The organism is Negativicutes bacterium, from assembly GCA_021372785.1.
Lineage (GTDB): Bacteria > Bacillota > JAAYKD01 > JAAYKD01 > JAAYKD01 > JAJFTT01.
This window is the reverse complement of record JAJFTT010000001.1, coordinates 13,029-36,743: the sequence shown is the minus strand read 5'-3', so window position 1 is coordinate 36,743 and position 23,715 is coordinate 13,029. Positions and strand designations below refer to the sequence as shown.

The 23,715-nt window shown below is 51.0% G+C and carries 23 protein-coding genes, 4 tRNA genes and 1 other annotated feature; of the genes, 6 read left to right on the top strand and 21 right to left on the bottom strand.

Annotation, left to right across the window (positions count from 1 at the left end; genetic code table 11):
- Window positions 1-68 precede the first annotated feature (68 nt).
- From LLG09_00205 to LLG09_00155, 11 genes are all read right to left on the bottom strand, one after another.
- A tRNA-Met gene (locus tag LLG09_00205) sits at window positions 69-145 on the bottom strand.
- Between the two features lie 5 nt (window positions 146-150).
- A tRNA-Asn gene (locus tag LLG09_00200) sits at window positions 151-226 on the bottom strand.
- A 29-nt stretch (window positions 227-255) separates the two neighbouring features.
- A tRNA-Gly gene (locus tag LLG09_00195) sits at window positions 256-329 on the bottom strand.
- Between the two features lie 6 nt (window positions 330-335).
- Window positions 336-421 (bottom strand) — tRNA-Tyr (locus tag LLG09_00190).
- A gap of 109 nt (window positions 422-530) precedes the next feature.
- On the bottom strand, window positions 531-1,838 hold the full coding sequence (locus LLG09_00185; GenBank protein ID MCE5195557.1) for a winged helix-turn-helix domain-containing protein: 1,308 nt from the start codon (window positions 1,836-1,838) through the stop codon (window positions 531-533).
- Between the two features lie 24 nt (window positions 1,839-1,862).
- Window positions 1,863-2,603, bottom strand: coding sequence for a 23S rRNA (guanosine(2251)-2'-O)-methyltransferase RlmB (gene rlmB, locus LLG09_00180; GenBank protein ID MCE5195556.1), 741 nt, complete (start codon window positions 2,601-2,603; stop codon window positions 1,863-1,865).
- Between the two features lie 12 nt (window positions 2,604-2,615).
- Window positions 2,616-3,296, bottom strand: coding sequence for an FAD-dependent thymidylate synthase (gene thyX, locus LLG09_00175; protein ID MCE5195555.1), 681 nt, complete (start codon window positions 3,294-3,296; stop codon window positions 2,616-2,618).
- On the bottom strand, window positions 3,293-3,697 hold the full coding sequence (locus tag LLG09_00170) for a ribonuclease III (protein ID MCE5195554.1): 405 nt from the start codon (window positions 3,695-3,697) through the stop codon (window positions 3,293-3,295). Before LLG09_00170 ends, thyX begins: the two co-directional genes overlap by 4 nt.
- Window positions 3,679-5,094, bottom strand: a complete 1,416-nt coding sequence (gene cysS, locus LLG09_00165; GenBank protein MCE5195553.1) for a cysteine--tRNA ligase — start codon at window positions 5,092-5,094, stop codon at window positions 3,679-3,681. The genes LLG09_00170 and cysS overlap by 19 nt, the downstream gene beginning before the upstream one ends.
- Window positions 5,075-5,578 carry a 2-C-methyl-D-erythritol 2,4-cyclodiphosphate synthase gene (ispF, locus tag LLG09_00160; protein ID MCE5195552.1) on the bottom strand — a complete coding sequence of 168 codons (504 nt, stop codon included), beginning with the start codon at window positions 5,576-5,578 and terminating at the stop codon, window positions 5,075-5,077. Before ispF ends, cysS begins: the two co-directional genes overlap by 20 nt.
- A 40-nt stretch (window positions 5,579-5,618) precedes the next feature.
- Window positions 5,619-6,752: a TRAM domain-containing protein gene (locus tag LLG09_00155; GenBank protein ID MCE5195551.1), complete on the bottom strand. Its 1,134-nt coding sequence runs from the start codon at window positions 6,750-6,752 to the stop codon at window positions 5,619-5,621.
- A 300-nt stretch (window positions 6,753-7,052) separates the two neighbouring features.
- Between LLG09_00155 and LLG09_00150 the strand changes: the two genes are divergently transcribed.
- Window positions 7,053-7,346 (top strand): zinc-ribbon domain containing protein, encoded by a 294-nt coding sequence (locus LLG09_00150; protein MCE5195550.1) that lies wholly within the window; start codon window positions 7,053-7,055, stop codon window positions 7,344-7,346.
- Window positions 7,347-7,675: 329 nt separating this feature from the next.
- Here LLG09_00150 and tyrS read toward each other — a convergent pair whose 3' ends face one another.
- The 3 genes from tyrS to LLG09_00135 form a co-directional block, all read right to left on the bottom strand.
- On the bottom strand, window positions 7,676-8,911 hold the full coding sequence (gene tyrS / locus LLG09_00145; GenBank protein MCE5195549.1) for a tyrosine--tRNA ligase: 1,236 nt from the start codon (window positions 8,909-8,911) through the stop codon (window positions 7,676-7,678).
- Window positions 8,912-8,971: 60 nt separating this feature from the next.
- Window positions 8,972-9,212 (bottom strand) — a binding site (T-box leader).
- A gap of 79 nt (window positions 9,213-9,291) precedes the next feature.
- Window positions 9,292-10,536 carry a hypothetical protein gene (locus LLG09_00140; GenBank protein ID MCE5195548.1) on the bottom strand — a complete coding sequence of 415 codons (1,245 nt, stop codon included), beginning with the start codon at window positions 10,534-10,536 and terminating at the stop codon, window positions 9,292-9,294.
- 46 nt (window positions 10,537-10,582) lie between these two features.
- A complete protein-coding gene (locus tag LLG09_00135) occupies window positions 10,583-11,899 on the bottom strand; it encodes an MFS transporter (GenBank protein MCE5195547.1) in 1,317 nt (438 codons plus the stop codon).
- Between the two features lie 218 nt (window positions 11,900-12,117).
- On the opposite strand from LLG09_00135, the gene LLG09_00130 reads away from it, so the two are divergent.
- Both LLG09_00130 and LLG09_00125 read left to right on the top strand, forming a co-directional pair.
- Entirely contained in the window at window positions 12,118-12,417 is a 300-nt protein-coding gene (locus tag LLG09_00130) for a lysine exporter LysO family protein (protein MCE5195546.1), read from the top strand.
- A complete protein-coding gene (locus LLG09_00125) occupies window positions 12,417-13,022 on the top strand; it encodes a lysine exporter LysO family protein (protein ID MCE5195545.1) in 606 nt (201 codons plus the stop codon). The genes LLG09_00130 and LLG09_00125 overlap by 1 nt, the downstream gene beginning before the upstream one ends.
- Window positions 13,023-13,114: 92 nt before the next feature.
- Here the strand turns inward: LLG09_00125 and LLG09_00120 are convergent, their stop codons facing one another.
- Window positions 13,115-14,188, bottom strand: a complete 1,074-nt coding sequence (locus LLG09_00120; GenBank protein ID MCE5195544.1) for a M20/M25/M40 family metallo-hydrolase — start codon at window positions 14,186-14,188, stop codon at window positions 13,115-13,117.
- 155 nt (window positions 14,189-14,343) lie between these two features.
- Between LLG09_00120 and LLG09_00115 the strand changes: the two genes are divergently transcribed.
- The 3 genes from LLG09_00115 to LLG09_00105 are packed head-to-tail and all read left to right on the top strand — an operon-like array spanning window position 14,344 to window position 18,185.
- Window positions 14,344-15,528, top strand: coding sequence for a galactokinase (locus LLG09_00115; GenBank protein ID MCE5195543.1), 1,185 nt, complete (start codon window positions 14,344-14,346; stop codon window positions 15,526-15,528).
- A 34-nt stretch (window positions 15,529-15,562) separates the two neighbouring features.
- Window positions 15,563-16,618, top strand: coding sequence for a tyrosine-type recombinase/integrase (locus LLG09_00110; protein ID MCE5195542.1), 1,056 nt, complete (start codon window positions 15,563-15,565; stop codon window positions 16,616-16,618).
- Between the two features lie 10 nt (window positions 16,619-16,628).
- Complete coding sequence (locus LLG09_00105) at window positions 16,629-18,185, top strand: beta-lactamase family protein (protein ID MCE5195541.1); 1,557 nt, start codon at window positions 16,629-16,631, stop codon at window positions 18,183-18,185.
- Window positions 18,186-18,392: 207 nt separating this feature from the next.
- On the opposite strand, the gene LLG09_00100 is transcribed toward LLG09_00105, so the two are convergent.
- The 6 genes from LLG09_00100 to LLG09_00075 form a co-directional block, all read right to left on the bottom strand.
- Window positions 18,393-19,364, bottom strand: coding sequence for a hypothetical protein (locus LLG09_00100; GenBank protein ID MCE5195540.1), 972 nt, complete (start codon window positions 19,362-19,364; stop codon window positions 18,393-18,395).
- 183 nt (window positions 19,365-19,547) lie between these two features.
- Window positions 19,548-20,729, bottom strand: a complete 1,182-nt coding sequence (locus tag LLG09_00095) for an aldo/keto reductase (GenBank protein MCE5195539.1) — start codon at window positions 20,727-20,729, stop codon at window positions 19,548-19,550.
- 95 nt (window positions 20,730-20,824) lie between these two features.
- Complete coding sequence (locus LLG09_00090) at window positions 20,825-21,016, bottom strand: hypothetical protein (protein MCE5195538.1); 192 nt, start codon at window positions 21,014-21,016, stop codon at window positions 20,825-20,827.
- Window positions 21,017-21,052: 36 nt separating this feature from the next.
- Complete coding sequence (locus tag LLG09_00085) at window positions 21,053-21,772, bottom strand: DUF554 domain-containing protein (GenBank protein ID MCE5195537.1); 720 nt, start codon at window positions 21,770-21,772, stop codon at window positions 21,053-21,055.
- 259 nt (window positions 21,773-22,031) lie between these two features.
- Window positions 22,032-22,580: a hypothetical protein gene (locus LLG09_00080; protein ID MCE5195536.1), complete on the bottom strand. Its 549-nt coding sequence runs from the start codon at window positions 22,578-22,580 to the stop codon at window positions 22,032-22,034.
- Between the two features lie 12 nt (window positions 22,581-22,592).
- Entirely contained in the window at window positions 22,593-23,636 is a 1,044-nt protein-coding gene (locus tag LLG09_00075; GenBank protein ID MCE5195535.1) for a hypothetical protein, read from the bottom strand.
- Between the last annotated feature and the right edge of the window lie 79 nt (window positions 23,637-23,715).

The following is a 23,715-nucleotide window of genomic DNA, read 5'->3' as shown; positions in this document are numbered from 1 at the left end:
AACGGATTTGAACCGTTGACCTTATCCTTACCAAGGATACGCTCTACCAACTGAGCTACATCAGCATGTGGTTGCGGGGGTAGGATTTGGACCTACGACCTCCGGGTTATGAGCCCGACGAGCTACCAGACTGCTCTACCCCGCGAAAAATGGAGCTGATGAACGGATTTGAACCGTTGACCTTATCCTTAACAAGGATACGCTCTACCAACTGAGCTACATCAGCAAAACTACCGGACTGCGTTCCGAACGATTTGGAGCGGGAGACGGGAATCGAACCCGCACGACCGGCTTGGAGGGCCGGGACTCTACCGTTGAGCTACTCCCGCGCGGAATGGTGGTGGGAGATGGATTCGAACCATCGAAAGCGAAGCTAGCAGATTTACAGTCTGCCCCCTTTGGCCAACTCGGGAATCCCACCATGCTTCTATCGGTGCAAAATTGCGCCGGAACGAAAGTAATTATAACGTTACTTCCGGTAGATGTCAACCGCTTTAATAGGATACTTTTTAAAAGAATTGTTTTCTTTATCAGGATAAGGAGCTCTGATCCGTGGCTGCCATTTCCTGAGCTGACTCCTTTTTTTCTTTGTAATTACCGGTTGATACATCCAGCGGTTGCAGCCGGCAGTGTAAAATTACATTATTTCGCCGATTATGCTGATAATAAACCGATAAAATCCGATTCAATATTAAAATGCCATTCTCATAAGTTGCACTGGGCAGCAACAGAACATACTGATTGCTGCTGTAGCGCGAAATGACATCGCCTCTGCGCAAATTAGCTTTCATGATGTTCAGCAATTTCTTCATGACCAGCCGTAAACGTTCCGCCGGTAATTCGGAATCCTTACCTTTATCGGAAGCCACCGTAATCAAAGCAATATATACTTTTGAGCTGCTGCGCTCCGCCCGGCGGCATTCCAGGCGATATGCCTCCTTAAAATAGCCATAATCACAAACAAAGGCGCCGGTCTCTTTATCCAGGCCTTTCAGCTGCGCCTGGATGACGCTTAAGTCAGTTTCGCTTTGCTGCTGAATTTCCATGATTTCACTGTAGAGACTGCGCATTTCATCGGAGGGGTAAGTGCCTTTTTCACGCAAATACAATTCATTCGTTTTTTCATAATGCATCAGCGCTTCCTGATGCTGTCCCAGATGCAGCAGGGCACGGATATAATAGATATGAATCTGATCAATTAAAACAGGAGTTTCCATCACATCCGCACAGAGTTTTACAATCTCGGCATACTGAGCATTGGCGCTGTAAAAAGCGGCCAGGGCTTTGATATTCTGCAGATGAATCTTGCGGTATTTTGCACGCATCGCCGCCGCCCAAGGCAAATCGACACGCAAGAGAAAATCTCCCCCGTAAAGGGCGGTCGCGCGCTGATAGAGCGGGATACTCTCTTCCTTATTGCTCTTTACATTGGCTGCCTGCCGGCTGATGGCTTCAAATTCTTCAAAATCAAGATAAACCGGGATTGCCGCATTCCAGCAATAAGCGCCGCGGTTGGCGACGATCAGCTGCTGACCGTCTTCCTGCAAAGGTTCCAGCATTTCGCGCAAGCGATAAAGCAGTGTCTTCAAGGCATTCACAGGGTTTTTGCTGCGCCCTTCCGTCCAAATCTGCTGCGTCAATTCCTGATGATTTAAAGGATTCTTACGGTAAATCAGGAGGAGCGCAAGCACACCCCAAAGTTTTTTAGAGCGGTTGATCTGTTCCGAGACAGTCGCATCTTTACTTTCCAGTTGAAAATCGCCTAACATATTGACCCTTACGGCAGCTTTCTCTTTGTCAATCCAGTCTTCCTGCCCTCGTTTGTCACCTGCACTCATCTTGTTTTTCTTTCCTCCCTTCCTCTAGCTCTTTACATAGACGCCGCGCTGACGCAATGCCTCGTAAATCACCAGAGCTCCGGCCACAGCGGCATTCAAACTTGCCACGCCGCCAACCATTGGCAAACTCACCAGAAAATCACATTTTTCTTTGACCAGCCGGCTCAAGCCCTGACCTTCTGCTCCGATGACCATCGCCAAAGGGCCCGTTAAATTCGCCTGGTATATCAACTCGCCGGTCATGTCGGCGCCGGCAACCCAAACACCGGCTTCTTTCAGTTGGACTAAAGTCCGGCTGATATTGGTAACCACCGCAATGGGCAAATATTCCCAGGCCCCGGCTGTCGCTTTAATTAAGCCGGGCGTAAAACCAGCCGCTCTTTTTTCCCGCATAATCATCCCATGCACGCCGGCCGCCGCGGCGCTGCGAATCAGCGATCCAACATTACCTGGATCTTCCAGACCATCCAGAACGAGGAGAAAGGGGGGTTGGCTTTTTGCAGCGGCGATTGCCAGAATTTCCGCTACGCTGACCAGTTCTTTATCGGGAACCTCCGCGATCACCCCCTGATGCACGCGGCCTTCGCTTAAGCGATTCAGCTGATTGCGATCCATCCATTGAACCGGCACCTGCTGCATCTCTGCCAGACGTGCGATTTTTTCTATGGTCTCGCCTTTGCCGTCTTGCAGCAGATAGAGCTTCATCAGCTTTCTGCCGCCTTGTAATGCTTCCAAGACAGGGTAGCGTCCCTCGATTTGTTCCATTGATTCCATCCTTCAGCGCGAATATTCTCTGGTTGGCTTGCGGCCGCATGACATTTTCCCCTGCGAACAGTAACCTTCTGTTTCACATGGCGGTCCGGATCTACTGAATAACAACGGGGAAACATCAATCAATTCCCGGCGCATGGCGGTTGCCAAAGCCCTGATTTCCCATTGCGCCCGCTGACACATCCGCTGCCGGAAAAAATTATAGAGGCTGCGTGCATTCATCGTCATCACGATTTTCGTTTCACAGGCATTGGGTAACAGATAACGGGCGTCTTCTTTGGGGATACCGAGCAGGCTGAGTTGATCATAGCTTTGCTGAATCGCTGCCATCTGGCGCAGGAAAATCTCCTTTGCCGCCGGATTCGCCTCTACACTGGGCGGTACGATATATTCGAAAGCGTTTGCTTTGACATAACGCTGCGATTGCTGAGAATAGGAAGCCAGTCGATGCCGGACCAATTGGTGCGACATGGCGCGGCTGACCCCTTCGATGGCAAAGGTAAAACTGACATGTTCGATCGGCGATTCATGTCCCATCGCCAGCAAGTCCTGCACCAATTTATTCACCTGGCTGTCCGTCATGGTTTCCAGCAGCTGATCCGCTCCAATCGGCGCATAGCAGAGACGAGCCGCGGCGGCAACCAGCTTGTCCGGATCCGGGGTATGGCTCAACAAGAGTACTTTCATACTTTTGTTTCCTCCTTTTCTGTCATCATGATATCCACCAATTCGTCAATTCTCTGCTGTCTGTGCTGCACGAATAAGTAGCCCATCAAGGCTTCCAGCGCCGTGGCATGCCGGTACTCCACAACGGAAGAACCGCGGGAAAAATGTCTTGCTTTGGCATTGCGGCCGCGCCGCAGCACATCCGCTTCCTCTTCGGTCAGGAAGGGTTCAATTAAAAAAACGAGTTGTGCCTGGGCATCGGCACGAACATAACGGACTGTCTCTTTATTCAGCTGATGCAGCTTGACAATCCCTTTCTGATAAACCCGCTGCCTGACGGCCAATTCAAAAACAGCGTCGCCCAGGAATGCCAGAGAAAGGGAATGCATCTGCTCCGGTTGAACTACGATTTTCTCTGCCATTGAACCCCCTGCGGTGTATCACGCAATGCAACACCCATCGCATCCAATTTGCCACGAATCAGGTCGGCTGTCACCCAATCTTTTTGTTTGCGCGCGTTTTGACGCTGCTCAAGCAGACTTTCCACTTCTTTGTTGAATTGCGAATCGGTATCTTCTGCTTTGGGCGCAAAGGCGGAGGCAAATCCCAGCAATTCCGCTCGTTCCAGATAAAAAGCCACAAGCGCAGCGGCGGTTTGCTGGCTGATCCGGCTGTTTGCCATCGCCTGATTTACTTGCTTATTCAGTTCAAAAAGTACGGCGATCGCGCCGGCTGTATTGAAATCATCATATAAAGCGGCTTCCGAAGCCAGCTTTGCCTCGGATAACTGCTGCAGCAAAACGGGATCTTCGCTATTTTGCGACGGCTGCCAACTGCGCAGGCGATTGACTGTATTGACCAGGCGATCCAAAGCAACCTTGCTTTGTTCCAGCAATTCCGGTGAAAATGCCAACGGGGAACGATAATGCGCGGAAAGAATAAAAAAGCGCAAAACATAAGCCGGTATCTGAACCAGTAAATCTTTGACCCGGAAGAAATTGTGCAAAGACTTCGACATTTTCTCGCCGCCCGGCAGAGTCAGCATACCGTGGTGCAGCCAATAGTGGGCATATTCCTCACCGCAGGCGCAGCGGCTTTGCGCCAATTCATTTTCATGATGCGGAAAAATAATATCAATCCCGCCGCCATGCATATCGTAAGGATTGCCCAGATATTTGCAGGACATCGCCGAACACTCGATATGCCAGCCGGGAGTACCGACACCCCAGGGACTGTTCCAAGTCGGTTCACCCGGCTGAGCGACTGTCCAAAGCGCAAAATCACCCGGATTTTCTTTCCTTGTTTCGACTTCCAGGCGGGCGCCGGCCTGCATTTCTTCAATCTTACGGCCGGTCAGCACACCATAGGCAGGATCGCTCTCCACTCGGAAATATACATTGCCGTTTTTAGCATAAGCATGTCCTTTGTCTAGCAAAACCTGAATCATGGCGATAATCGCATCCATATTCTCCGTTACCCGGCAATAGAGATCCGCTCCCGCCACCTCTAAACCCTTCATATCGGTAAAATAAGCGTCAATATAAAACTGTGCCAATTCCAGCGGATCCCGGCCTTCCGAGATGGCTTTTGCCGCAATTTTTTCATTAACATCCGTAAAATTCTGTACATGATAGACTTGATATCCCATATGCCGTAAAATATTCTTGATCGTATCCCAGACAATATCCATGCGGGCATGACCAAGATGACAATAATCCTGTACCGTCAGCCCGCAGGTATAAATAGAAACCTTTCCCGCCTGCACCGGTTGAAATAATTCTTTTTGGCGAGTCAGGCTGTTATAAACCATCAACTCCATTGTTCGCTACACTCCTTTTTAAGAGGACTACGGCTTCCGCCGCCAGTCCTTCTTTGCGCCCGGTAAAACCGAGACCTTCCGTCGTGGTGGCCTTGATGTTCACTTCCGACAGCGATACCTGCAAAAGCTCTGCCACCCGACATCGCATGGCTTCCCGGTAAGGCGCGATTTTCGGCATTTGAGCGATGATGGTCAGATCGGCATTGCCCACCCGATACCCTTTTTCCCGGATCATAGCCATAACGCGCCGCACCAGCAGTGCGCTGTCAATATTGAGCAACGAAGCATCGTTATCGGGGAAATGAACACCGATATCACCCAGACCGGCAGCGCCGAGTAACGCATCGCACAAGGCATGCAGAGGGGCATCGGCATCGGAATGACCCCAAAGCCCCAGCTCGCAGGGTATCTTGATACCGCAAAGCATCATATCCCGCCCGGGCTGATAGCAGTGCACGTCAAAACCGCAGCCGATCCGCCAAATGGTTTCCATGATGTCTCACCCTCTCCAAAAAAGCATTGCTCTAATTGTTGGTTCTTGTCTTGGCAAAAATCATGCGGCCCGCTGAAGTCTGCAGAGAAGTAGTCACTTCGACCGACAGCGTCTTACCCACGATCCGGCTGGCGCCGTCAACCACCACCATCGTGCCGTCATCCAGATAAGCGATGCCCTGGCCGGCTTCCCGCCCGACTTTTAAAATCGTAACCGTCAGCATTTCGCCCGGCAAGACGATTGTGCGCAGCGCATTGGCCAGATCGTTGATATTTAAAACCTGGACTTGCTGCAGAACACTCATCTTATTCAGATTATAATCCAACGTCAATAATTTATAACCGGTTTCCTGAGAAAGTTTGATTAATTTGCTGTCCACCGCATTATCGTTTTCATAATCCTTTTCTGTGATAATGACCGGGAAGTTGATCTCTTTTTGAATCCGATTGAGAATGTCAAAACCACGCCGGCCTCTCGCCCGCTTAATCGGATCGGTAGAATCAGATAACAGTTGCAGTTCTGTTAAAACAAACAGAGGCACTACCAGAGGACCTTCTAAAAATCCGGTCGCGCACAAATCCGCTATGCGGCCGTCGATGATCACACTGGTATCCAGCAGTTTTGCCCGGCATTCTCCCGCTTTGCCGCTGCCGATCGAGGCAGTTAAAATCGAGCCGCTCGCCGGAACGTCATTTTTATCGCGTTTTATCGCACCAAACAGTTTCATGACATCATTTTTCTGGTAAAGCGCCAAACGCAGCCCCAGAAAACCCAGGATGACATTGACCAGTAAAACGAGGGCACTCCCAAAAACAGGGATCCCGTTCAGCGCTAATCCCATTAAATTCGCTACCAGCAATCCAACAATCAGACCACCGGATCCGATGATCACATCTTCCAGAGGCACACGCTGCAAAATTTTCTCCACTAACTGGATCAATTTTTGAATACCGCTCAAAATCAAGGGTGCTATAAAATAAAATATAAGGCCAAAGATAAAAACAACGGCTGCATCGATCGCAACAGATCGCCAGGGATACACACTCAGCCACTGATCCCATTGCAGCATCACCCAGATGGAGCGAAAATAAGTTCTGAGTTGAAAACCGACCCAACCGCCGCCCAGAGCAATCAGAATACGCATAACAATTCTTGTCTTCTTCACATTTTCACCTCCTTTCCTGTTCCTTCTTATCATATTCACCACCGCTGCGTTACTTCCTTTGTAAGTCACAATTTATTCGTAAATCCTCCAATTAATCCCTTGATTACGAAAAGAAAATTTATTTTCTCTTTCAACAAAACAATCCTTGACAATGCACAGATAACATGTTATAGTATGAACGTATCTGAGAGAGCTAGCAGGCAAAGATTAGGTAAACGGTTCAATAGTAATCCCGCTCTTAGCCACGAGACTCCAGAACAATAATTTTATAACCCATTAGTGGTTAGGAGGAAAAAAATAATGTATCAAGACAAAACTTTGGTATGCCGTGACTGTGGAGCTGAATTTGTATTCACCGCCGGTGAACAAGAATTCTATGCTTCCCGCGGATTCACCAACGAACCCAGCCGTTGCCCCAACTGCCGTAAAGCTCGCAAAAACACTCGCGGTGGCGAAGGTCAGGGTCAGCAACGCGAAATGTTCGAAGCTACTTGCGCAGAATGCGGCAAGATCGCTTACGTACCTTTCCGTCCGTCCGGTGATCGCCCGGTATATTGCAAAGACTGCTACCAGGCTCGCAACAATCGTTACTAATCTTTCGAAATCAGGCTGCTTATTCCGTAGGAGTAAAGCGCCACTTCTCTTTAAGATAATTTAAAGAATGAGAGAAGCTGATTTATCGGTTCGACCGTGCCGATAAGCCAGCTTCTTTTTTGCGTACACTCCCTGCTTTTTTGCGTACACTCCCCTGCTCCCCTCATTCATGTGAAATTCAACCGGATAGCAGACTGCTTCCCGGTTTTTCGGTTTAGCCGTTTATCGGTGCCTCAGAACAATAATCCGGCTGCTTTGTTGCGCTGCTCCGCGCCGGCAGGAAACGGCACAAGCAAAGACCGGCCGGATTTTCTGTTTCGAATTGTTTTTTACTTTTCCGGTTTGACGGCGTGGAAGATCTTTTTCCCTTTTTTAATCAGCAGACGCCCGTCTGATAAGTATGTAGCGGTCACTTTCAACTCGACGTCCTCCACTTTCTGATCATTGAGCCGCAAACCGCCTTGTTGGATTAAGCGCCGCCCTTCCGATTTACTGGCAGCCAAACCGCAGGAAACCAGCAGTTCGAGCACAGGCACACCTTCCGCCAGTGTTTCGGCAGAGACAAACGTCGTGGGCATGGTGCTTTCATCCCCGCCGCCGCCGAAGAGCGCCGCCGCGGCGGAAGCAGCTTTGTCCGCTTCCGTTTTGCCATGCACCAAAGTCGTTACTTCCTTCGCCAGCACTTTTTTTGCTTCGTTGATATTCGCTTCCGGAGCGGTCAGGCGGTTGATTTCCGCCAGAGACAGGAAGGTATAAATTTTCAGCAGCCGGGTCACGTCTGCATCATCCACGTTGCGCCAATATTGAAAGAAATCATATGGACTTGTTTTTTTCGCATCCAACCAAACGGCACCGCTGACTGTCTTGCCCATTTTCTGACCGGCAGAATTCAGCAGCAAAGGTAAGGTCAGTACGAAGGCATCTTTTTGTTCGAGCCGGCGGATCAGATCCGTCCCGGCCAGCATATTGCTCCATTGGTCGTCTCCGCCGATTTGCAGTCTGCAGCCGTAGCGGCGATTGAGATTGAGAAAATCATAGGCCTGCATGATCATATAATTGAATTCCAGAAAACTCAGACCGCCTTCCGGCCGTTCCATGCGGGCACGATAACAATCGGCAGTCAGCATGCGATTGACAGAAAAATGCGGACCGATTTCTCTTAAAAAGGGGATATACTGCAGGTTCATCAACCACTCCGCATTATCCACCATCAAGGCTTGTCCTGCGCTGAAGTCCAGAAAATTTCCCAATTGCTGCCGAATACCCGCCTTATTGCTCTCCAGCTCCTCAGTCGACATCATCTTACGCATCTCTGATTTCCCACTGGGATCCCCCACCATCGCCGTGCCGCCGCCGACCACAATAATCGGGCGATGACCCATCTGCTGCAAATGGGCCATGACCATCACCGGGAACAGGTGGCCGACATGCAAACTATCCGCGGTAGGATCAATGCCGACATAGGCGGTTACCCGCTCTTCGGCAAACATTTTTTCAATTTCTTCCGGATGGCTGGCTTGCTGCACAAATCCCCGTTCTTTTAGCATCGTAAAAGCTGTTTTCATTTGAACTTCCTCCTCCAGTTTTAAATCCATCTCGAAAAAAAGGATAAAAAAAACACCCCTGTAAGGGGCGTCTGAACGCGGTACCACCCTGAATCGAATCTCATTTTAAAAAAATGCGATCCCTCTGGGCTCGGATAACGAAGAGCAACCGGCAATACCTACTGCCCGGACAGCCTGTCTGCCTGTGGTTCGGCATTGCAACTCGGGAGTGTATCTTCGGGATTTCTCTGCATCGGCTCGCACCGGCCGCCGACTCTCTGCAGCCTCGGAAATTCCTACTTTTCTCCGTCATGATTTTTATAAATTGATTATATCAGCCGGAATTTGAAAAGTCAAGCGGCATTGCATCGGTTTGCTGCCTTTTTCATCGCCGGTCGGTCTTATTGCAGCCAGGGCAGGCGGAACAATAAAAAGAAAAAAAGAAAACTGAAAACCACGCTGCCAAGAGCGGTCAGCATCTGCTGTTTTAAAAAATCCTGGCGATCCTGCTGCGGTGTAAGAGATGCCGAAGCCAAAGCACCCAGGGTGGTAAACGGGCCGGTCGTAATCAAATGGCCGCCCGCTGTAATCGCCGCCGCCATGGCCGCCGCAGAGATGCCGGGCAAGCCAGCCAAAAGACCGGGCAGCGTGCGAATCAAAGTCGGCATCACGACACCGGAGGCGCTGGCAAAGAAGGTCATCACAGCGCTGATCAAACCCATCAGAGAGGTCGCCGTGGCAGCCGTCATAAAACGGCGGAAAAAGCTGGTCAGCAAATCGATGCCGCCCAGAGCGGCCGTGACTTCAATCAGAGTGCCGGTGCCGGCCACCAGAATCATGGCTCCCCAGGGAATGCCGGCCATTGACTGCTGCTCATTCGCTGCCTTGAGTGTCAATAAAACAGCGGAGACCGCAAAAGCCGTCAGACCGAGATCCCACTTCAAAATCGACACTGCCACAATTAAGACTGCCATTCCCGCTATGGTCAGCCAATGCCGGCGTTCCAATGCCTCAGGCGGTTGCGCAGCCGCTGTTCTGGTATTGGTGAGACGGTAGCCGCCGTAGAAAATATACAGCAAAAAACACCAGGCAAAGGAGGCCAGCATGGTTGCCAGCCAGATTTGATTGCCTGCGGAAGCACCTAAATAGGTTTCGGTCAGATTGACGCCAATGATTCCGGTCGGCGCAATGGGGGACATCCCGCCGGCATTGGCGCCGCCGATCAAAAAAGCGGCCATCAGAATAGGCGGAATCGTCATCTCCTGGGCAATCGTCATGGCAATTGGTCCCAGGATTGCTACGACCGCGATATTACCGGGTCCGATGGCGGCAAAGATCGCCGCCAGAAAAAAGAAAATCCAGGGGATTAAGGGTCCGTTTCCCCTGGCCAATGAAACACAGCGGCGCGCCAGCTGCTCCAGCGTGCCGTTGACCCGCGCCATGGAGAAAAGCATCGAAACCCCGATCAGCGTAACGAATAAATTGGTTGGCCAGAAGGCGATGATCTGCTTGGCGGTAAAGCCGGCAGCACCGCTGCCTAAGAGAAAAGCCAGACCAAGCGAGAGAAAACCCACATTGATATGGCGCCAAAAACCGATGATGATGGCAAATAAAATTGCCAAGAGAGAGATCGCCGCATAATTCATGTAAACTCAACACCTATTCTTTTTCAATCGATTCTGTGATCCGTGCTTAGGGTGAAATGGTGCGCTTCCTGTTTTGCTTTGGCCGGAACGGCCATTTCACTTTGATCACAACTGCCAGATAAAGCAAGCCGGCGCTGCGGAAAAAGGTTGAGAGATAAAAAACAGGATTCAGCTGGTTGCCCAGGTTCTGGTAAAGCCAGATCCCGAGCATCGGAAAAATAAAGCCGGTGATCTGTATCGCCATATTAAAAAAAGCCAGGTAACTGGGACGTTTGGCCGGGTCCGGCGCGATGCTGAGCAGCGTATTGAATTGCGCCAGGTTGAAAGCACCTCCGGCTAAGCCGTTCGCGACAGCCAACGGCCAAAGCAGCCAGGCGGTTGACACGCTGATAAAGGTGTGAAAATAAGGCTGCACTAAAAACAGCAGACATCCGATAAAATAAACCTGCTTGCTGCCGATCCGATCGGAAACACGCCCCCAAAAACGGTAACTGATGGTAGAAACCACCGTACTGACGATGGCGATCATGGCGATTTGCGTATTACTCAAATAGAGAAAACGCACATAAAGAATCGTCCACATCGATGCCGTAACATTGAATCCCATATAATAGACAAAGGAAGCGGCAGTGAAATTAAAAAATTGCTTGTCCTTGATCACACTGATCATGCCGCCGAAGAGGCCGCTATGGCTGACTGCACTGACCGAATCGGTTTCAACCTGCTCTTCCTTCAATTGCTTTAAATAGTAAAGCGATACCATCAACCCGGCAAACGATAAGCCGAACAAAATAGCGTAGTTATACGGATAAGGAATCAAATCCAGCAGCGGCCCGGCCAGCAGCATGGCGGCGATGGTCACCCAACCGACAATAAAATTGCGATCGCCAAAAACCCGTCCCCGGCTGCTGATGGGAAAGATCTCCCCCATCAGATGCGTCCACATCGTATTGACCACCACAGCCGGAAAATTCATCCAGGTGACCAGGATAATGAAGAGCCAGGCTTTATAGACAGGCTGCAGCGGTAAAAAAGGAATTATGGCATAGAACAAATAATTGATCCGGTGCAGGAAACCCCAGGCTAAAATCGGCTGCAGTTTTTTATCGGTTCGTTCGGTAATGATGGCGGAAGGAATTTGGGACAGCAAGCCGATCAAAGCGGGTCCGGAAGCGAGAAGCCCCAGCATCTGATCGGTCGCTCCAAGTTTGATTGCAAATACCGCCATAAAAGAACCGGTTAAGCCGGTCATAACGTTATAAGCCATGCCTTCAACAATACTATAAAAAGCATTGCTGCGCATTGTTTCGCTATCCAGATACCCGGTCAGCCAGTGTATTATTTTTTCACGTAAGTGCTTCATCATGACCTCCGCGCGATTGTTCTGAATATCCGATTGAAGTTTAATCTTATTCGCTTTTCGGTCGTCCTGCCCCTTTATTTTTCGACGTTTCAGAAGCAACTCTCTTTTTACAGCGGTTCTCTTCTGGAAAATTTAGCGGAAGGAAGAGTTGCCAAAGCTCTTCTTTCGGGCTATACTATGTTAATTGATGGAATTCTTGGAAAGGGAGGTATCCCGCAGTGTTTTATTTATTGTTGGCCTTGTCCCTGGGTGTACTTGCCGGCTACCTGGTTCGGAAAAGGGCATCCGTTCGCCGTTACATCCAGCTCGGGATTTCTCTTGGTCTGTTTTTTCTGATCTTCATGATGGGGATCCAGGTCGGAGGCAACCCGGAGGTGATGGCTGCCATCGGCTCGATCGGCTGGCAGGCCGCCTGTTTTTCTGTATTTACCGCAGCCGGCAGCGTATTGTTTGCCCTGCCACTCTCACTGTGGTTAAAGCACCGGCAAACGCGGGAGAAAACAATGGTGGAACCATGATGATTCTGCTGATCATTCTGGTTTTAGCCGGTGGTATACTCGCCGGTCATTTCCTGCTGCCCGCCGCCTTCGTGAGTGTGGCGGTCTCCTCCTCGCAATGGATTCTCTATCTGATGCTATTCCTGATTGGAGCCGAGATGGCTTTTACCGGCGATATCTGGGGCAGATTAAAAAAAATGCCCAGGCTCGTCTTCTGCCTGCCTCTCTTTTCCATCATCGGCTCGGTGCTGGGCGGCGCCATCACCGGCTTCTTTTTGAACCTGGGTTTTTGGCAGGGAGCCGCTATCGGCGGCGGTATGGGCTGGTATTCCATCTCCGGAGCGATTCTGACGGCAAGCTTAGGCGCCCAGTACGGAGCGATTGCTTTTCTGACCAATATTATCCGCGAACTGCTGACCTTCCTATTGGTACCGCTGCTCTTTGCGCTGGACATCGGCGTTGCCGCCATCACAATCGGCGGCGCGACCACAATGGACACCACTCTGCCCATCATCAGCCGCTGCGGCGGCTCGGCCGTCACCATGATAGCGATCCTGCACGGCGTCGTCTGCTCGGCAGCCGTGCCCATCCTCTTGCCTTTGCTGACATCGTTTGTCGTCCGCTAACTGCTGGGACACTTGATCTACCGCGCAGAAAAACAGGCGCCGGGACTCCTGCCAGTCCCGGCGCCTGTTTTTCTGCGGTTTTTGAAGATTGCCTAGCAGCCGGTAATTTCCATCATCGTCTCTGCATTCAGGGATTGAATAATCTCCGTCGCCAAGCGAATGGTCGCATCAAGGTCTTCCTCCGCCAGATAGCAGTAATGCGTGTGGGCATAACGGGTGGGAATCCCCAGGACCAGACAGGGAACGGCGTGATTCACGGTATGAATGGCGGAGCCATCGGTCGAGCCGGAGCGGCGCACGCCAATTTGATAAGGGATTTGCTTTGCTTCGGCAATTTTCTTGGCATAGCGCAGGAAGCCCGCGTGCGAAATCATACCGCCGTCAATCACCCGGATCTGAACGCCGTGTTTCAAGCGGCATTGCGCCGTAAATGGATCGGTGAAGAAATCATCAGAGGGAGAACCTTCAAAAACGATGGCAAAATCCGGTTTGACAACCTGCGCCGTCACTTTGGCACCGCGGCAGCCGACTTCTTCCTGCGCAGCGAAAGCGCCGACCGGATTGACCTGCAGTTTGACATCCTTCAAATTCTGCATTGTTTCAATGATGCACTGACAGCCGATGCGGTTGTCGAACGCCTTGCTCATAAACACCTTGCTGACCGGGTTATAGACACAGGTCACATCCGGCATGATCGGATCACCGGGCTGGATGCCGAACAGATTGATCACTTCATCGCGGCTGGTGGCACCGACATCAATGGTGATATCGCTCTGCTCCGGATATTTGCTCTTCTCCGCCGCAGACATGAAATGCGGCGGTTTGGAACTGGTAATTCCTTTGACATATTCTCCCCGGCTGTTTTTGATCACGACCTGGTGCGCAGGCACATTGGTCAGAATCCAGCCGCCGAGATTGAGGAAATCGATCATGCCGTTGGCGCGAATGGACTGCACCATAAAACCGAGTTCATCGCTGTGCGCATCAAGCTGGATCACCGGCCGGCCGCTTTTCTCCTGTTTGAAACGGGCATAGACATTGTGCATCGGGTCTACTTTCACCTGAAAATCCGTGGTATAGCGTTTGATGACTTCCACCACATCTTCTTCATAACCGGATGGTCCGAAAGCATTGGTGATATCCGCGGTTAATTGTTTATTCGCCATTCAAATCACTCCTTTTCCCGTATTGCTTAAAGTATTTGACTTTCGGGAAGGGCTTTCCTGCCTGAAAAGAGAAGTATTTCTAAGATTGTTGCACAATGCGGCAGGCTTTTTTTGCTGCCGCAGAGATCAATGGCAAGCCAGGGAGTTTTTATAAAATGGATCAAACGCTGCAAATAATGCTGGCGGACTTTCTCGGAACTTTTGGCGGCAACGCCGACGGCATCCGCTGCTTTTTTGCCCCGGGGCGGATTAACTTGATCGGCGAACACACGGATTATAACGGCGGTTATGTCCTGCCGGTGGCGCTGGAGATCGGCTCTTTTTTATTGGCGCGGCCGCGCCGGGACCGTCTCCTGCGCCTGGCTGACAGTCAATGGCCGCAGCCGCTGCAGGCAGATCTCGATCACTTAACCGATTTTCTGCAGGAACCATGGGGCAGCTATCAGCTGGCGATCGCTCATATCCTGCAGCGGCAAGGCTGTCTGCTGCAAGGCTGTGATTTGTATTATCACGAAACGGTCCCTTTGGCCAGCGGCCTTTCCTCTTCCGCCGCCATTGAGCTGGTGACCGCCACAGCGCTCAACCGGCTCAATCGGCTGCAAATTCCTCCCCTGCGGCTGGCAGAACTGGCACAAACCGCGGAATGCGATTTCATCGGCGTCCAATGCGGCATCATGGATCAGTTCGCTGCCGCCATGGGGAAAGCGAACCATGCGCTGCTGCTGCGCTGTTCCGACTTACGGTTTCAAGCCGTACCGCTGCACCTGGGGGATTATCGTCTGCTGATTGTCAACAGCAATTATCCCCGTTCGCTGCTGCAAAGCAAGTACAATCAGCGCCGGCAGGAATGTGAAGCCGCTCTGGCCATGCTGCAGAGAGCGCTGCCGCAGGCGGCCAATCTGGCTGCCATCACACCGCGGCAATTCGCCGCAACAGGCGCTGTTCTGCAGGACAGCTTGCTCTTTCGGCGGGCCCGCCATGTGATCAGCGAAAATGCCAGAGTGTTGAGTGCCGCGGCGGCCTTGACGGCGGGTGACTTAGTGTCATTCGGTTTGCTGCTCAATGCTTCGCATCGCTCTCTGCGCGATGATTATGAAGTAACCGGAGCGGCGCTGGATTGTTTGGCAGAGACGGCGCAAAACATCCCCGGAGTCCTGGGAGCCCGCATGACCGGCGCCGGCTTTGGCGGTTGTACGATCAATCTGCTGCCCGGCAGTCAGATCGAAGCATTTCAAGCAAAGCTCAGCGCAGTCTATCAGAAAAAAACAGGCCGTCTCCCCAGTTTTTATCCGGCTGACAGCGCCGATGGTGCCCATGAAATCGACCGCGCGCTGCTTTGATGACGAACCTGGCAAAAAAGGAATGTGATTTTCCGTGTCCTACCCCGACAAACTTTACCGGATCGATGCGGCAGGCAACCGCGCAGAGCCCGATGCCGAGACCTTGGCCCTCTGGCATTGGGTGGAACGTTTCCAAAATGAATACGCCCGCCAGAACCATTCTCCCTTAACCATCATCGAATACGGTTATGATCTGGCGGCTTTTGTGATCTACCTGCGGCTGCAGAATATCAGCGTTTTCGCCCAGGTGGACAGCCTGATGCTGCGCGACTTCCTGGATTATTTACGTTTATCGCAGGATCTCTCGCCCAAAACACTCAACCGCCACCTTTCCACCTACCGCTCTTTTTTCCGCTTCCTCTATGAAGAGCATCAGATTACAACCAATCCGGCCGTCAACATCCGCTACGCCAAACTATCCAAGAATAGCGGCAGCCATATCTATCTGGAACAGGAGGAAGCGGCGCAATTGCTGAGTACGATGACGGAAGAAAGCCGCTTTGCCAAGCGCGATCTGGCTATGGTCGGCTTGATGCTGTTCTGCGGACTGCGTATTTCCGAAGTGGCCGGTTTGAATCTGACCGATGTCAAATGGCATGAAATGCTGTTGATCGTGCATGGCAAAGGCAATAAAATCCGCGAAATCCCCCTGACGGAATACGTGCTGAAACTGATCAGCGACTATCTGCAGGTTCGTCCGAACCCGGTTGCTTTTCATCATAAGCAAATCGACGCCGCCCCGATGGACTATGCCAGAAAACAATTGGAGGAGCAGTCCGGGGAAAATAAAGATGCTTTGTTTATTTCCAGCAAACTGCGGCGTATTACCACGCGCGGCATCCGCGGCGCTGTCGAGAAAGCAGTGGCAAAACTGGATCTGGAGGATTCTTCCAAACGCATCACACCGCATAAGCTGCGTCATACGTTTGCCACCCTGCTCTATCTCAACGGCGCGGATATCAACGTGCTGAAAGAACTGCTCGGTCACACCGATCTGTCCAGCACGCAAATTTACGCGGCCGTGGACCAAAAGCACAAGCAGCAGGCGATGGTCCGGCATCCTCTGCTGCCGGAAAATAAAAAAAAGTGAGGCGGTTACGATGAATCAAACAGAAAAGATCGATGCTTTGTTTGGGCTTTGGCAGCAAGGTCTCTGTCCCGGCGGACAGATCCTGGTTCGGCAAAAAGGCAGGGTCCTCTACGAAAAATGTTTTGGCTATGCCAATTTGGAGCACCAAATTCCCATTACCAGCGACACGGTCTTTCATGTCGCTTCTGTCTCCAAGCAGGTCACGGCGCTGGCTGTGCTGCTCCTGCAGGAAGACGGCAAAGTTAATATCGACGACGATGTGCGGCGCTATCTGCCTGAGCTGATCCAATTCGAGGAACCCGTCAGTCTGCGTCAAATGATCAATATGGTCAGCGGCATCCGGGATCAGTGGCTGGCCCTGATCTATCATGGCGTGCGCATCGACGACACGATTACGATGCGCGATGTGGCCAATATCATTCGTTTGCAAAAACATCTGAATTTCACGCCGGGCAGCCGTTATCTCTACAGCAACAGCAATTTCAGTTTGCTGGCAATGCTGGTGGAAAAAGTCAGCGGTCAAAGCTTTGGCAGTTTTTGCAAAGAACGCATCTTTACGCCGCTGGGCATGGATGCCAGCACGATTCGGGAAACCTACTGGCAATTGATTGACCGGCGCGCCTATGCCTATCACGATAACGGCGAAGGTGTTTTCAGCTGGAATGTGCTGAACTACGGCACCTACGGCGCCACTTCCCTGCACACCACCGCCCGTGATCTGATGCGGCTGCTGGACCATTACCGCACGCCGAAAATCGGAACAGCATCAACAATGGCCTTGATGCTGCAGTGTCCGATTTTAGCGGATGGCAAGCGCAGTCCCTACGGCGGCGGTTTGCAATGCGGCGAATATCAGGGCCTTGCTTATCTGGAACACGGCGGTGCCGATGCCGCCTTCCGGGCCCACGTCATGCGTTTACCCGAGACCGATTTGGACATCGTGCTGTTGAGCAACACGCAGAATCTGCCGATGAGCTTAATGGCCAGGAAGATTGTCAATCTTGTGCTGGACTTGCCGGAGGAAACGGCTGACCTGCACGAAGAGGAAACCGCACAAGTCATACTGCCGACAGCAGGGAATTATCTCAACCCGGCCGGTCCGGAGGCTTTCATCATTGAAGAAAAAAACGGGCTCTTCTACCGCGGTGAAGTTCCCCTGCGCCACATCAAAGGCAACCGCTATCGTTTGGGTTACGGTCTCACCGAACTGCTGGTCTGCCCGGGGAAATTGATCAGCCAGACCGGAGCAACCGTGACGGTCTTTACCGCCGCACCGGATCGCATCGTCGAGCAAGCTCCGGCCGAAGCTTATTGCGGCAATTATCACAGTGATGAAATTGCCGCTGATTATACGGTCAGCCTAAAAGACGGTCACTTATCGGTCAGCCACTTCCGGCATGGCACGCATCGGCTCTACCGCTTCGACGAAGGCGAGGACAGCTTCTTTGCCTGGAATGAAGATTTCAACGGCGTCTTCCGCTTCCAGAAAGAGCAAAGCGGCAAAATAAGCGGTCTGCAGCTGGATGGCGGACGGATTTTGGGCCTGCAGCTGCAAAAAACGCAGTAAACGGCTCCGCTCTTTCAAAAAACGTTGGGTGATCTTATTCACCCAACGTTTTTTGAAAGAACGGCCGGCTCCGTTCATCGCAAGACCAACGCAGCCGGTCCGGTCGCGATACAAAATCAGCCGGTCGAACGAAGTTGCAAGGATGGATTCAGGAGTGCTAAAATATGTTGCGCCTTCCTCGCTCGTGCCGGTTCTTCCGACTGCTGTTTATTTTTTCTCTTCCGGATCGGCGAATTTCTCCGGTAATTCGATCGAAATTTCTACGCCCAGATTAATCATCATGATCACAAGATTAGCCAGATCCGCCATTTTCACTGCGTTGACTTCCCGGCCATTATTCCATACATTATAAAGCCAGTCTGTATAAGCATCTCCGCCGGTTTTCGCGTCGAATAAATACCCGCCGGAGGATACTTCAATCGAATCGATATCCAGATAAAAATCAATATATTTCAAACCTTCCGTTGCATGCAGAACGAACGAAAAAGCAAAAATCTCGTGATTATCCTGACCTTCACCGAAATGTTCCAAAGTATGCGCCAATTTTTGCCAAAATTCCGAGATGCGTTCATCCCGGCGGTTTTTTAAATAATAACCGAAAATCTCTTCCAAAGCCGTGACCAGATCATTGTATCCGGTCAATTCATTGGGTTTTGTGTCGGAAAAGTCTTCCTCATCCTGCGCAGTTTGCTCAGGCTCCCCGTTTTGTTCGGCAACATCCTGCCACTTTACCATAAATGGCTCCGCCAATTCCTCCAACAGGTCAAACGCTTTTTCGCCCATCTCCTCGAGTCTGGTCAACTCCCTGCATTCCGGACGACCCAGATAGTCCGCATAACTGTTCCCGGCAGGAATTGGTTTCGCTGCTAAATGAACGAGGAACTCCAAAAAATTGAAGCTGCATCGCAGCAGCAATTCCTGAAAGACGATCATCGCCTGCAATACTTCATCCGCTTCCTGCGGCGCCGCCGGCTCGTCTGATAACTGATTGCATTCCGCCAAAATCCCAATCAACTCTATTTTTGCTTCGCTCAGGCTGTCCACTGCCGATTCCAGATCAAAATTCTGCAGGCTCTCCTGTTCCGCCATAGCTTCATATTGCTCGCGGTACAAGTCATTCAAATCGAAAGTGATTTCCAGATAACGGCAGATCGTCACACTTCGGTCATCCAACAACATAGCGGTCACTCCTTTTCCTCTTTTTTTTCTTTTTCGCGAAACGGAGCCGGTATTCCTTTGCTTTGCTCACCTTTGGCAAAACGAATCCGCTGTTCCTCTGACCGCTGTCAGCAGCCAATCGCCGCTGACTTGTTAACAACAAACAGGCGCCGCTTGCGACGCCTGTTTGTCCGAACTATCTGCTTACCAAAGCCGAAACCAAGAGACCGCTTTTTCGGCCGCCTTATAGCGGATTGTTTCCAGATCCGCGGCGGCATTTTTCAGTTCCTTACGGATGGGAATCGCCTGCGGACAGTGCGGTTCGCATTTGCCGCAGCCAATGCAATGAGACGCGCCGCTGGCTTTGGCCCGCAGGACAGTACTCATCAGATAATCGTTTCTGCCGCTCTGTTTATTTTCCGTATACATTGCATTCCAACAGCGAAAGGTTCCCGGTATATCCACTCCCTGCGGACAAGGCATGCAATAGCCGCAGCCGGTGCAGCCGACTTTGGTCCGGCTGTTGATGATGGTTTTTACCTGCTCGATCAGCTGAAACTCTTTTTCCGTAAACTCGCCCGGCCGCGCTTCTGCAGCGACCCGCAGATTTTCCGTCACCATCTCCAGGGAATTCATACCGGACAAGACGCAAGTTACTTCGGCCTGATCCCACAACCAGCGCAAGGCCCATTCCGCCGGGCTGCGTTTTCTGCTCTCCGCAGCAAAAACAGCCTTCGCTTCTGCCGGCAGCAAACCAACCAGGCGGCCGCCGCGCAGCGGTTCCATAATGATCACCGGAATTGCTTTTCGGTTTGCAGCCTGCAATCCTTGTTTGCCGGCCTGGCTGAATTCGTCGATATAGTTATATTGGATTTGACAAAAATCCCAATCATAAGCATCCAGCAGCTGTAAAAACATCGTGGAATTGCCGTGATAAGAAAAACCAATCTGCCCGATCTGGCCGCTGGCTTTCTTTTCTGCAATCCACTCGGCGGCGCCAATGGCGGTTAACCGCTGCCAAGTATTTACATCCGTCAGCATATGCATCAGGTAATAATCAATATGATCCGTGCGTAAACGGTTCAATTGTTCCTGAAAATGTTTTTCCATGCTGTCACGCGACTTCACCAGATAATGCGGTAATTTCGTGGCAATCTTCACGCTGTCCCGGCACTGATTTTTCTGCAGGATCTCTCCCAGCGCCGCTTCACTGCCCGGATAAACGTAAGCCGTATCAAAATAATTAACCCCGGCGGCAACAGCCGCCATGATCTCCCGCTCCGTCTTGGCGAGGTCAATCCCGCCCAGGCGATTCTTGCTGAACCGCATACAGCCATAACCCAGTATCGAAATATCTTTGCCGCTTTTATCCTGCCGGTACTGCACAGCGCTTAACACTCCCTATCTACCAGATTAACCAGGAATTGCTGCCCGGAGCCTGGGTTCCGCCCGTTCTTCTGCGGGCTTTCCGATTGATTCCCTTATGACTGCGGCGGTTTTTTGCCGTTTTTTACATTCTTATCAAATACGAAACCGACGAAGAGCAGGATGACTCCGCTGATACAGATCGCAATAGCAACCGAATCAGGATATGTGATATAATTTTTACTAAAAAAGTATAAGGCAATCAGCATTAAACCGATCGAACGACTGTACTTCATCCAGTTTTTCATCCAACCTTTACTCCTTATCCTGCCGCAGTGACCTGTTTACAATGGGAAAAACCCGCAGACTATAACCATCAATAAAGCCGGCAATAAATTCGCTACTTTGATCCTGGTTTTAAACAACAAATTGCAGCCGACACAAAAGATCAGCATGGAACCAACAAAGGAAAAATTTGCAATCGTTTGCTCCGTTAAGATCGGCTGCAGCAGCTGCGCAAAGGCAGTAATACTGCCCTGCAGCGCAACCAGCGGCAGCACGGCAAAGATTGCACCTTTGCCATAGGCAGAGGCAAAAATCAGGGTGATAATGCCATCCAGAATCGCTTTCGTATAAAGCATCGAGGCGTTCCCGGTCAAACCATCCTCCAGGGAACCAACAATCGCCATGGCTCCCACACAGATCGTCAAAGAGGTGGCGACAAAACCATCAATAAAGTAAGAATCATTTTCTGCTTTTGTCCTGCGCTTTAACCAGCCGGCAAAGCGTTCCGTCGCACTGTCAAGATCAATCCATTCTCCAAGCAGGGCACCCAGAACCAGCGACAGGACCATCATCATCGTTCCGGTTGTAGTAATGATCCCATTCTCAAGCACCAGCATCCCTTTCAAGGCGCCGGAAACACCAATAAAAACTGTCGCCAATCCCAGAGCCTGCATCAGGATATCCTGGAAACGCTGCCTGAGACCTCCTTTCAAAAATAAACCCAATACTCCTCCGACGATAACTGCCGCCGCATTGACCATTGTACCGAAACCAATCATGTTTTGAGCCTCACTAATTCAATCAACTCTTCGATTCCAGCGGACCGAATGGTTGAATTGTATCATAGAACGACGGAGAAAGAAACCGTTCACCCCAAAAAAAAATGCCGTGTTTCCTGCCCGCTTCTTCGCTAAAATCTTTTCCTTTTTCTGCCGGTCTGCGCCTGCGGATTGCCCGGCGGCGATACGGAAAGGATACCTGCTCCGCTCATACCGCAGCGGGTATCCTGTCGTTTGACAGATGGCATCACGGCTATAGTCAGGCACGCTCAGCTTTTTTTTTACACGGGGAGAAATAATCCAGGATGACCGGCTTCCCCTGCTTCAGGCGCCCTTCATACCGCGCGCGGGCGTAATATTCCAATTCAAAACTGCCGCGGGAGCCGTCATAAACATAGCCATAGCGTGCTGCTTCACGGGCGACCAATTCCGAAGCGCAGGAAGTAACGCTGATGCCGTCTTTCCTGGTTTCTTCCAATTGGGCATAAGCCATAATTCCTTCGGGAATATCCCTGTATTCAAATCCTTTGGGTACCGGCGTAGCCGCCACGGTCAGGACTCCCGCCAGATAAGTATAAATACCGCCCTGCGGATCCACATCCCCGCCCCAGCCAACGCGGTCCCATTCGTTCACCAAACCGTCCAGATCCAATAAGATCCCCATTTTACCGCTGGAAAGCAAAGCATCCCACAAATTCGGAATCGTCAGATCCTCTTCCGCCGCCCCTAAACTTTGCACCACGCTTTTACCGATCACACGGGCGGCGTTGAATTTCACAATTGCAAATTCAATTACTTTGGCTCCCATAGTCTTCTCTCCTTACGACCATTCGTATAAAACATCGCCGTCAATCGCCAGATAATTGGGATTTTCCGCATCCCCGGGCAGAAAGCGGGCAACAAATTCACTGGTAATCTTCTCACCTGCCGAATTCGTATAAGTTACGGTAGAGGTGATCCAAATTTTACCCTGATATTCCAAAATGCGGTGATCCTGTGGGTCCGTGCTGAAAACAGCCGTTTCCGGTCTAGCTAATGCCGCTTTTACCATGTTTTGCGCGCCTGCCCAGTAAAAGTCCGGATTCGTCACAGCCAGACCGCCAAAAATACGCTGTTGAAAAGTCAGAGCGACACTGTTGTAACCGCCGGCATCCGTGATATTATAAATAGCCATTTCTTCGACCGTATCACTGACCCGATGGTAGATATGAGCTCCATCCGCCTTCGAAATCAGCTGCGCCGTTGCTGAAAGTACAATCCCGAAATCCTGCGCAATGGCCTGATCCGTCGTGTAAGCCCATTGTTCCGGAGCAATCGCCTGCAGCCGGACCAACTGATCCTGCCAAAAAAAGAATTTCAATTTCGCCTGACGGGCAGCCGTTGCCGGATAGACATAAATTTGCAACGGATAGGATTCCGCTCCCTGCTTACTGACTTCAGCCAAAATTTCCTGCGGCTCGCCCAGTTTGCCTGTTAATTCGGCCGGAGTCAGGTGTAAATAATCGGTCCACGCCAGAGAGAAGCCCGGCAAACCGTTTGGATTCACCTGCGGTTCTTCCGTCAGCGGCGGATTGCTTTGATGCTCTTGCCAATTCATAAACAGCAAACCGGTAATACAGCCCAGAACCACCATCGAGATCAGCAAAACGGCCAAACGTTTTACTTTTAAGGCGGCCTGCGCCTTTTTTTCTTCTTTTTGGCTGTTTGGATGGAAAACCGGCAGTGCTGCCAGATCTTCATTGCGAATCAGCTGCTTTTCTTCCAACAGTAAATCGATTTTCTTCTGTTCGAATTCTTCTTTGGTAATCAGTTTTTTGTCATACTGAATCAGCAATTTCAACATTTCATCGTAGGTATTATACAATCAATTCACAGCCTTTCGTGAATCCTAGCTCGAAACATGCCAAAGACAGCACTTCATCCATCGCCGGCAGCACGATTTT

Excerpts from the sequence above, each read along its gene's own strand:
- LLG09_00185 (MCE5195557.1), bottom strand. The coding sequence starts at position 1,838 with ATGAGTGCAGGTGACAAACGAGGGCAGGAAGACTGGATTGACAAAGAG.
- rlmB (MCE5195556.1), bottom strand. The coding sequence starts at position 2,603 with ATGGAACAAATCGAGGGACGCTACCCTGTCTTGGAAGCATTACAAGGC.
- thyX (MCE5195555.1), bottom strand. The coding sequence starts at position 3,296 with ATGAAAGTACTCTTGTTGAGCCATACCCCGGATCCGGACAAGCTGGTT.
- LLG09_00170 (MCE5195554.1), bottom strand. The coding sequence starts at position 3,697 with ATGGCAGAGAAAATCGTAGTTCAACCGGAGCAGATGCATTCCCTTTCT.
- cysS (MCE5195553.1), bottom strand. The coding sequence starts at position 5,094 with ATGGAGTTGATGGTTTATAACAGCCTGACTCGCCAAAAAGAATTATTT.
- LLG09_00150 (MCE5195550.1), top strand. The coding sequence starts at position 7,053 with ATGTATCAAGACAAAACTTTGGTATGCCGTGACTGTGGAGCTGAATTT.
- tyrS (MCE5195549.1), bottom strand. The coding sequence starts at position 8,911 with ATGAAAACAGCTTTTACGATGCTAAAAGAACGGGGATTTGTGCAGCAA.
- LLG09_00140 (MCE5195548.1), bottom strand. The coding sequence starts at position 10,536 with ATGAATTATGCGGCGATCTCTCTCTTGGCAATTTTATTTGCCATCATC.
- LLG09_00135 (MCE5195547.1), bottom strand. The coding sequence starts at position 11,899 with ATGAAGCACTTACGTGAAAAAATAATACACTGGCTGACCGGGTATCTG.
- LLG09_00125 (MCE5195545.1), top strand. The coding sequence starts at position 12,417 with ATGATTCTGCTGATCATTCTGGTTTTAGCCGGTGGTATACTCGCCGGT.
- LLG09_00120 (MCE5195544.1), bottom strand. The coding sequence starts at position 14,188 with ATGGCGAATAAACAATTAACCGCGGATATCACCAATGCTTTCGGACCA.
- LLG09_00115 (MCE5195543.1), top strand. The coding sequence starts at position 14,344 with ATGGATCAAACGCTGCAAATAATGCTGGCGGACTTTCTCGGAACTTTT.
- LLG09_00105 (MCE5195541.1), top strand. The coding sequence starts at position 16,629 with ATGAATCAAACAGAAAAGATCGATGCTTTGTTTGGGCTTTGGCAGCAA.
- LLG09_00100 (MCE5195540.1), bottom strand. The coding sequence starts at position 19,364 with ATGTTGTTGGATGACCGAAGTGTGACGATCTGCCGTTATCTGGAAATC.
- LLG09_00090 (MCE5195538.1), bottom strand. The coding sequence starts at position 21,016 with ATGAAAAACTGGATGAAGTACAGTCGTTCGATCGGTTTAATGCTGATT.
- LLG09_00085 (MCE5195537.1), bottom strand. The coding sequence starts at position 21,772 with ATGATTGGTTTCGGTACAATGGTCAATGCGGCGGCAGTTATCGTCGGA.
- LLG09_00080 (MCE5195536.1), bottom strand. The coding sequence starts at position 22,580 with ATGGGAGCCAAAGTAATTGAATTTGCAATTGTGAAATTCAACGCCGCC.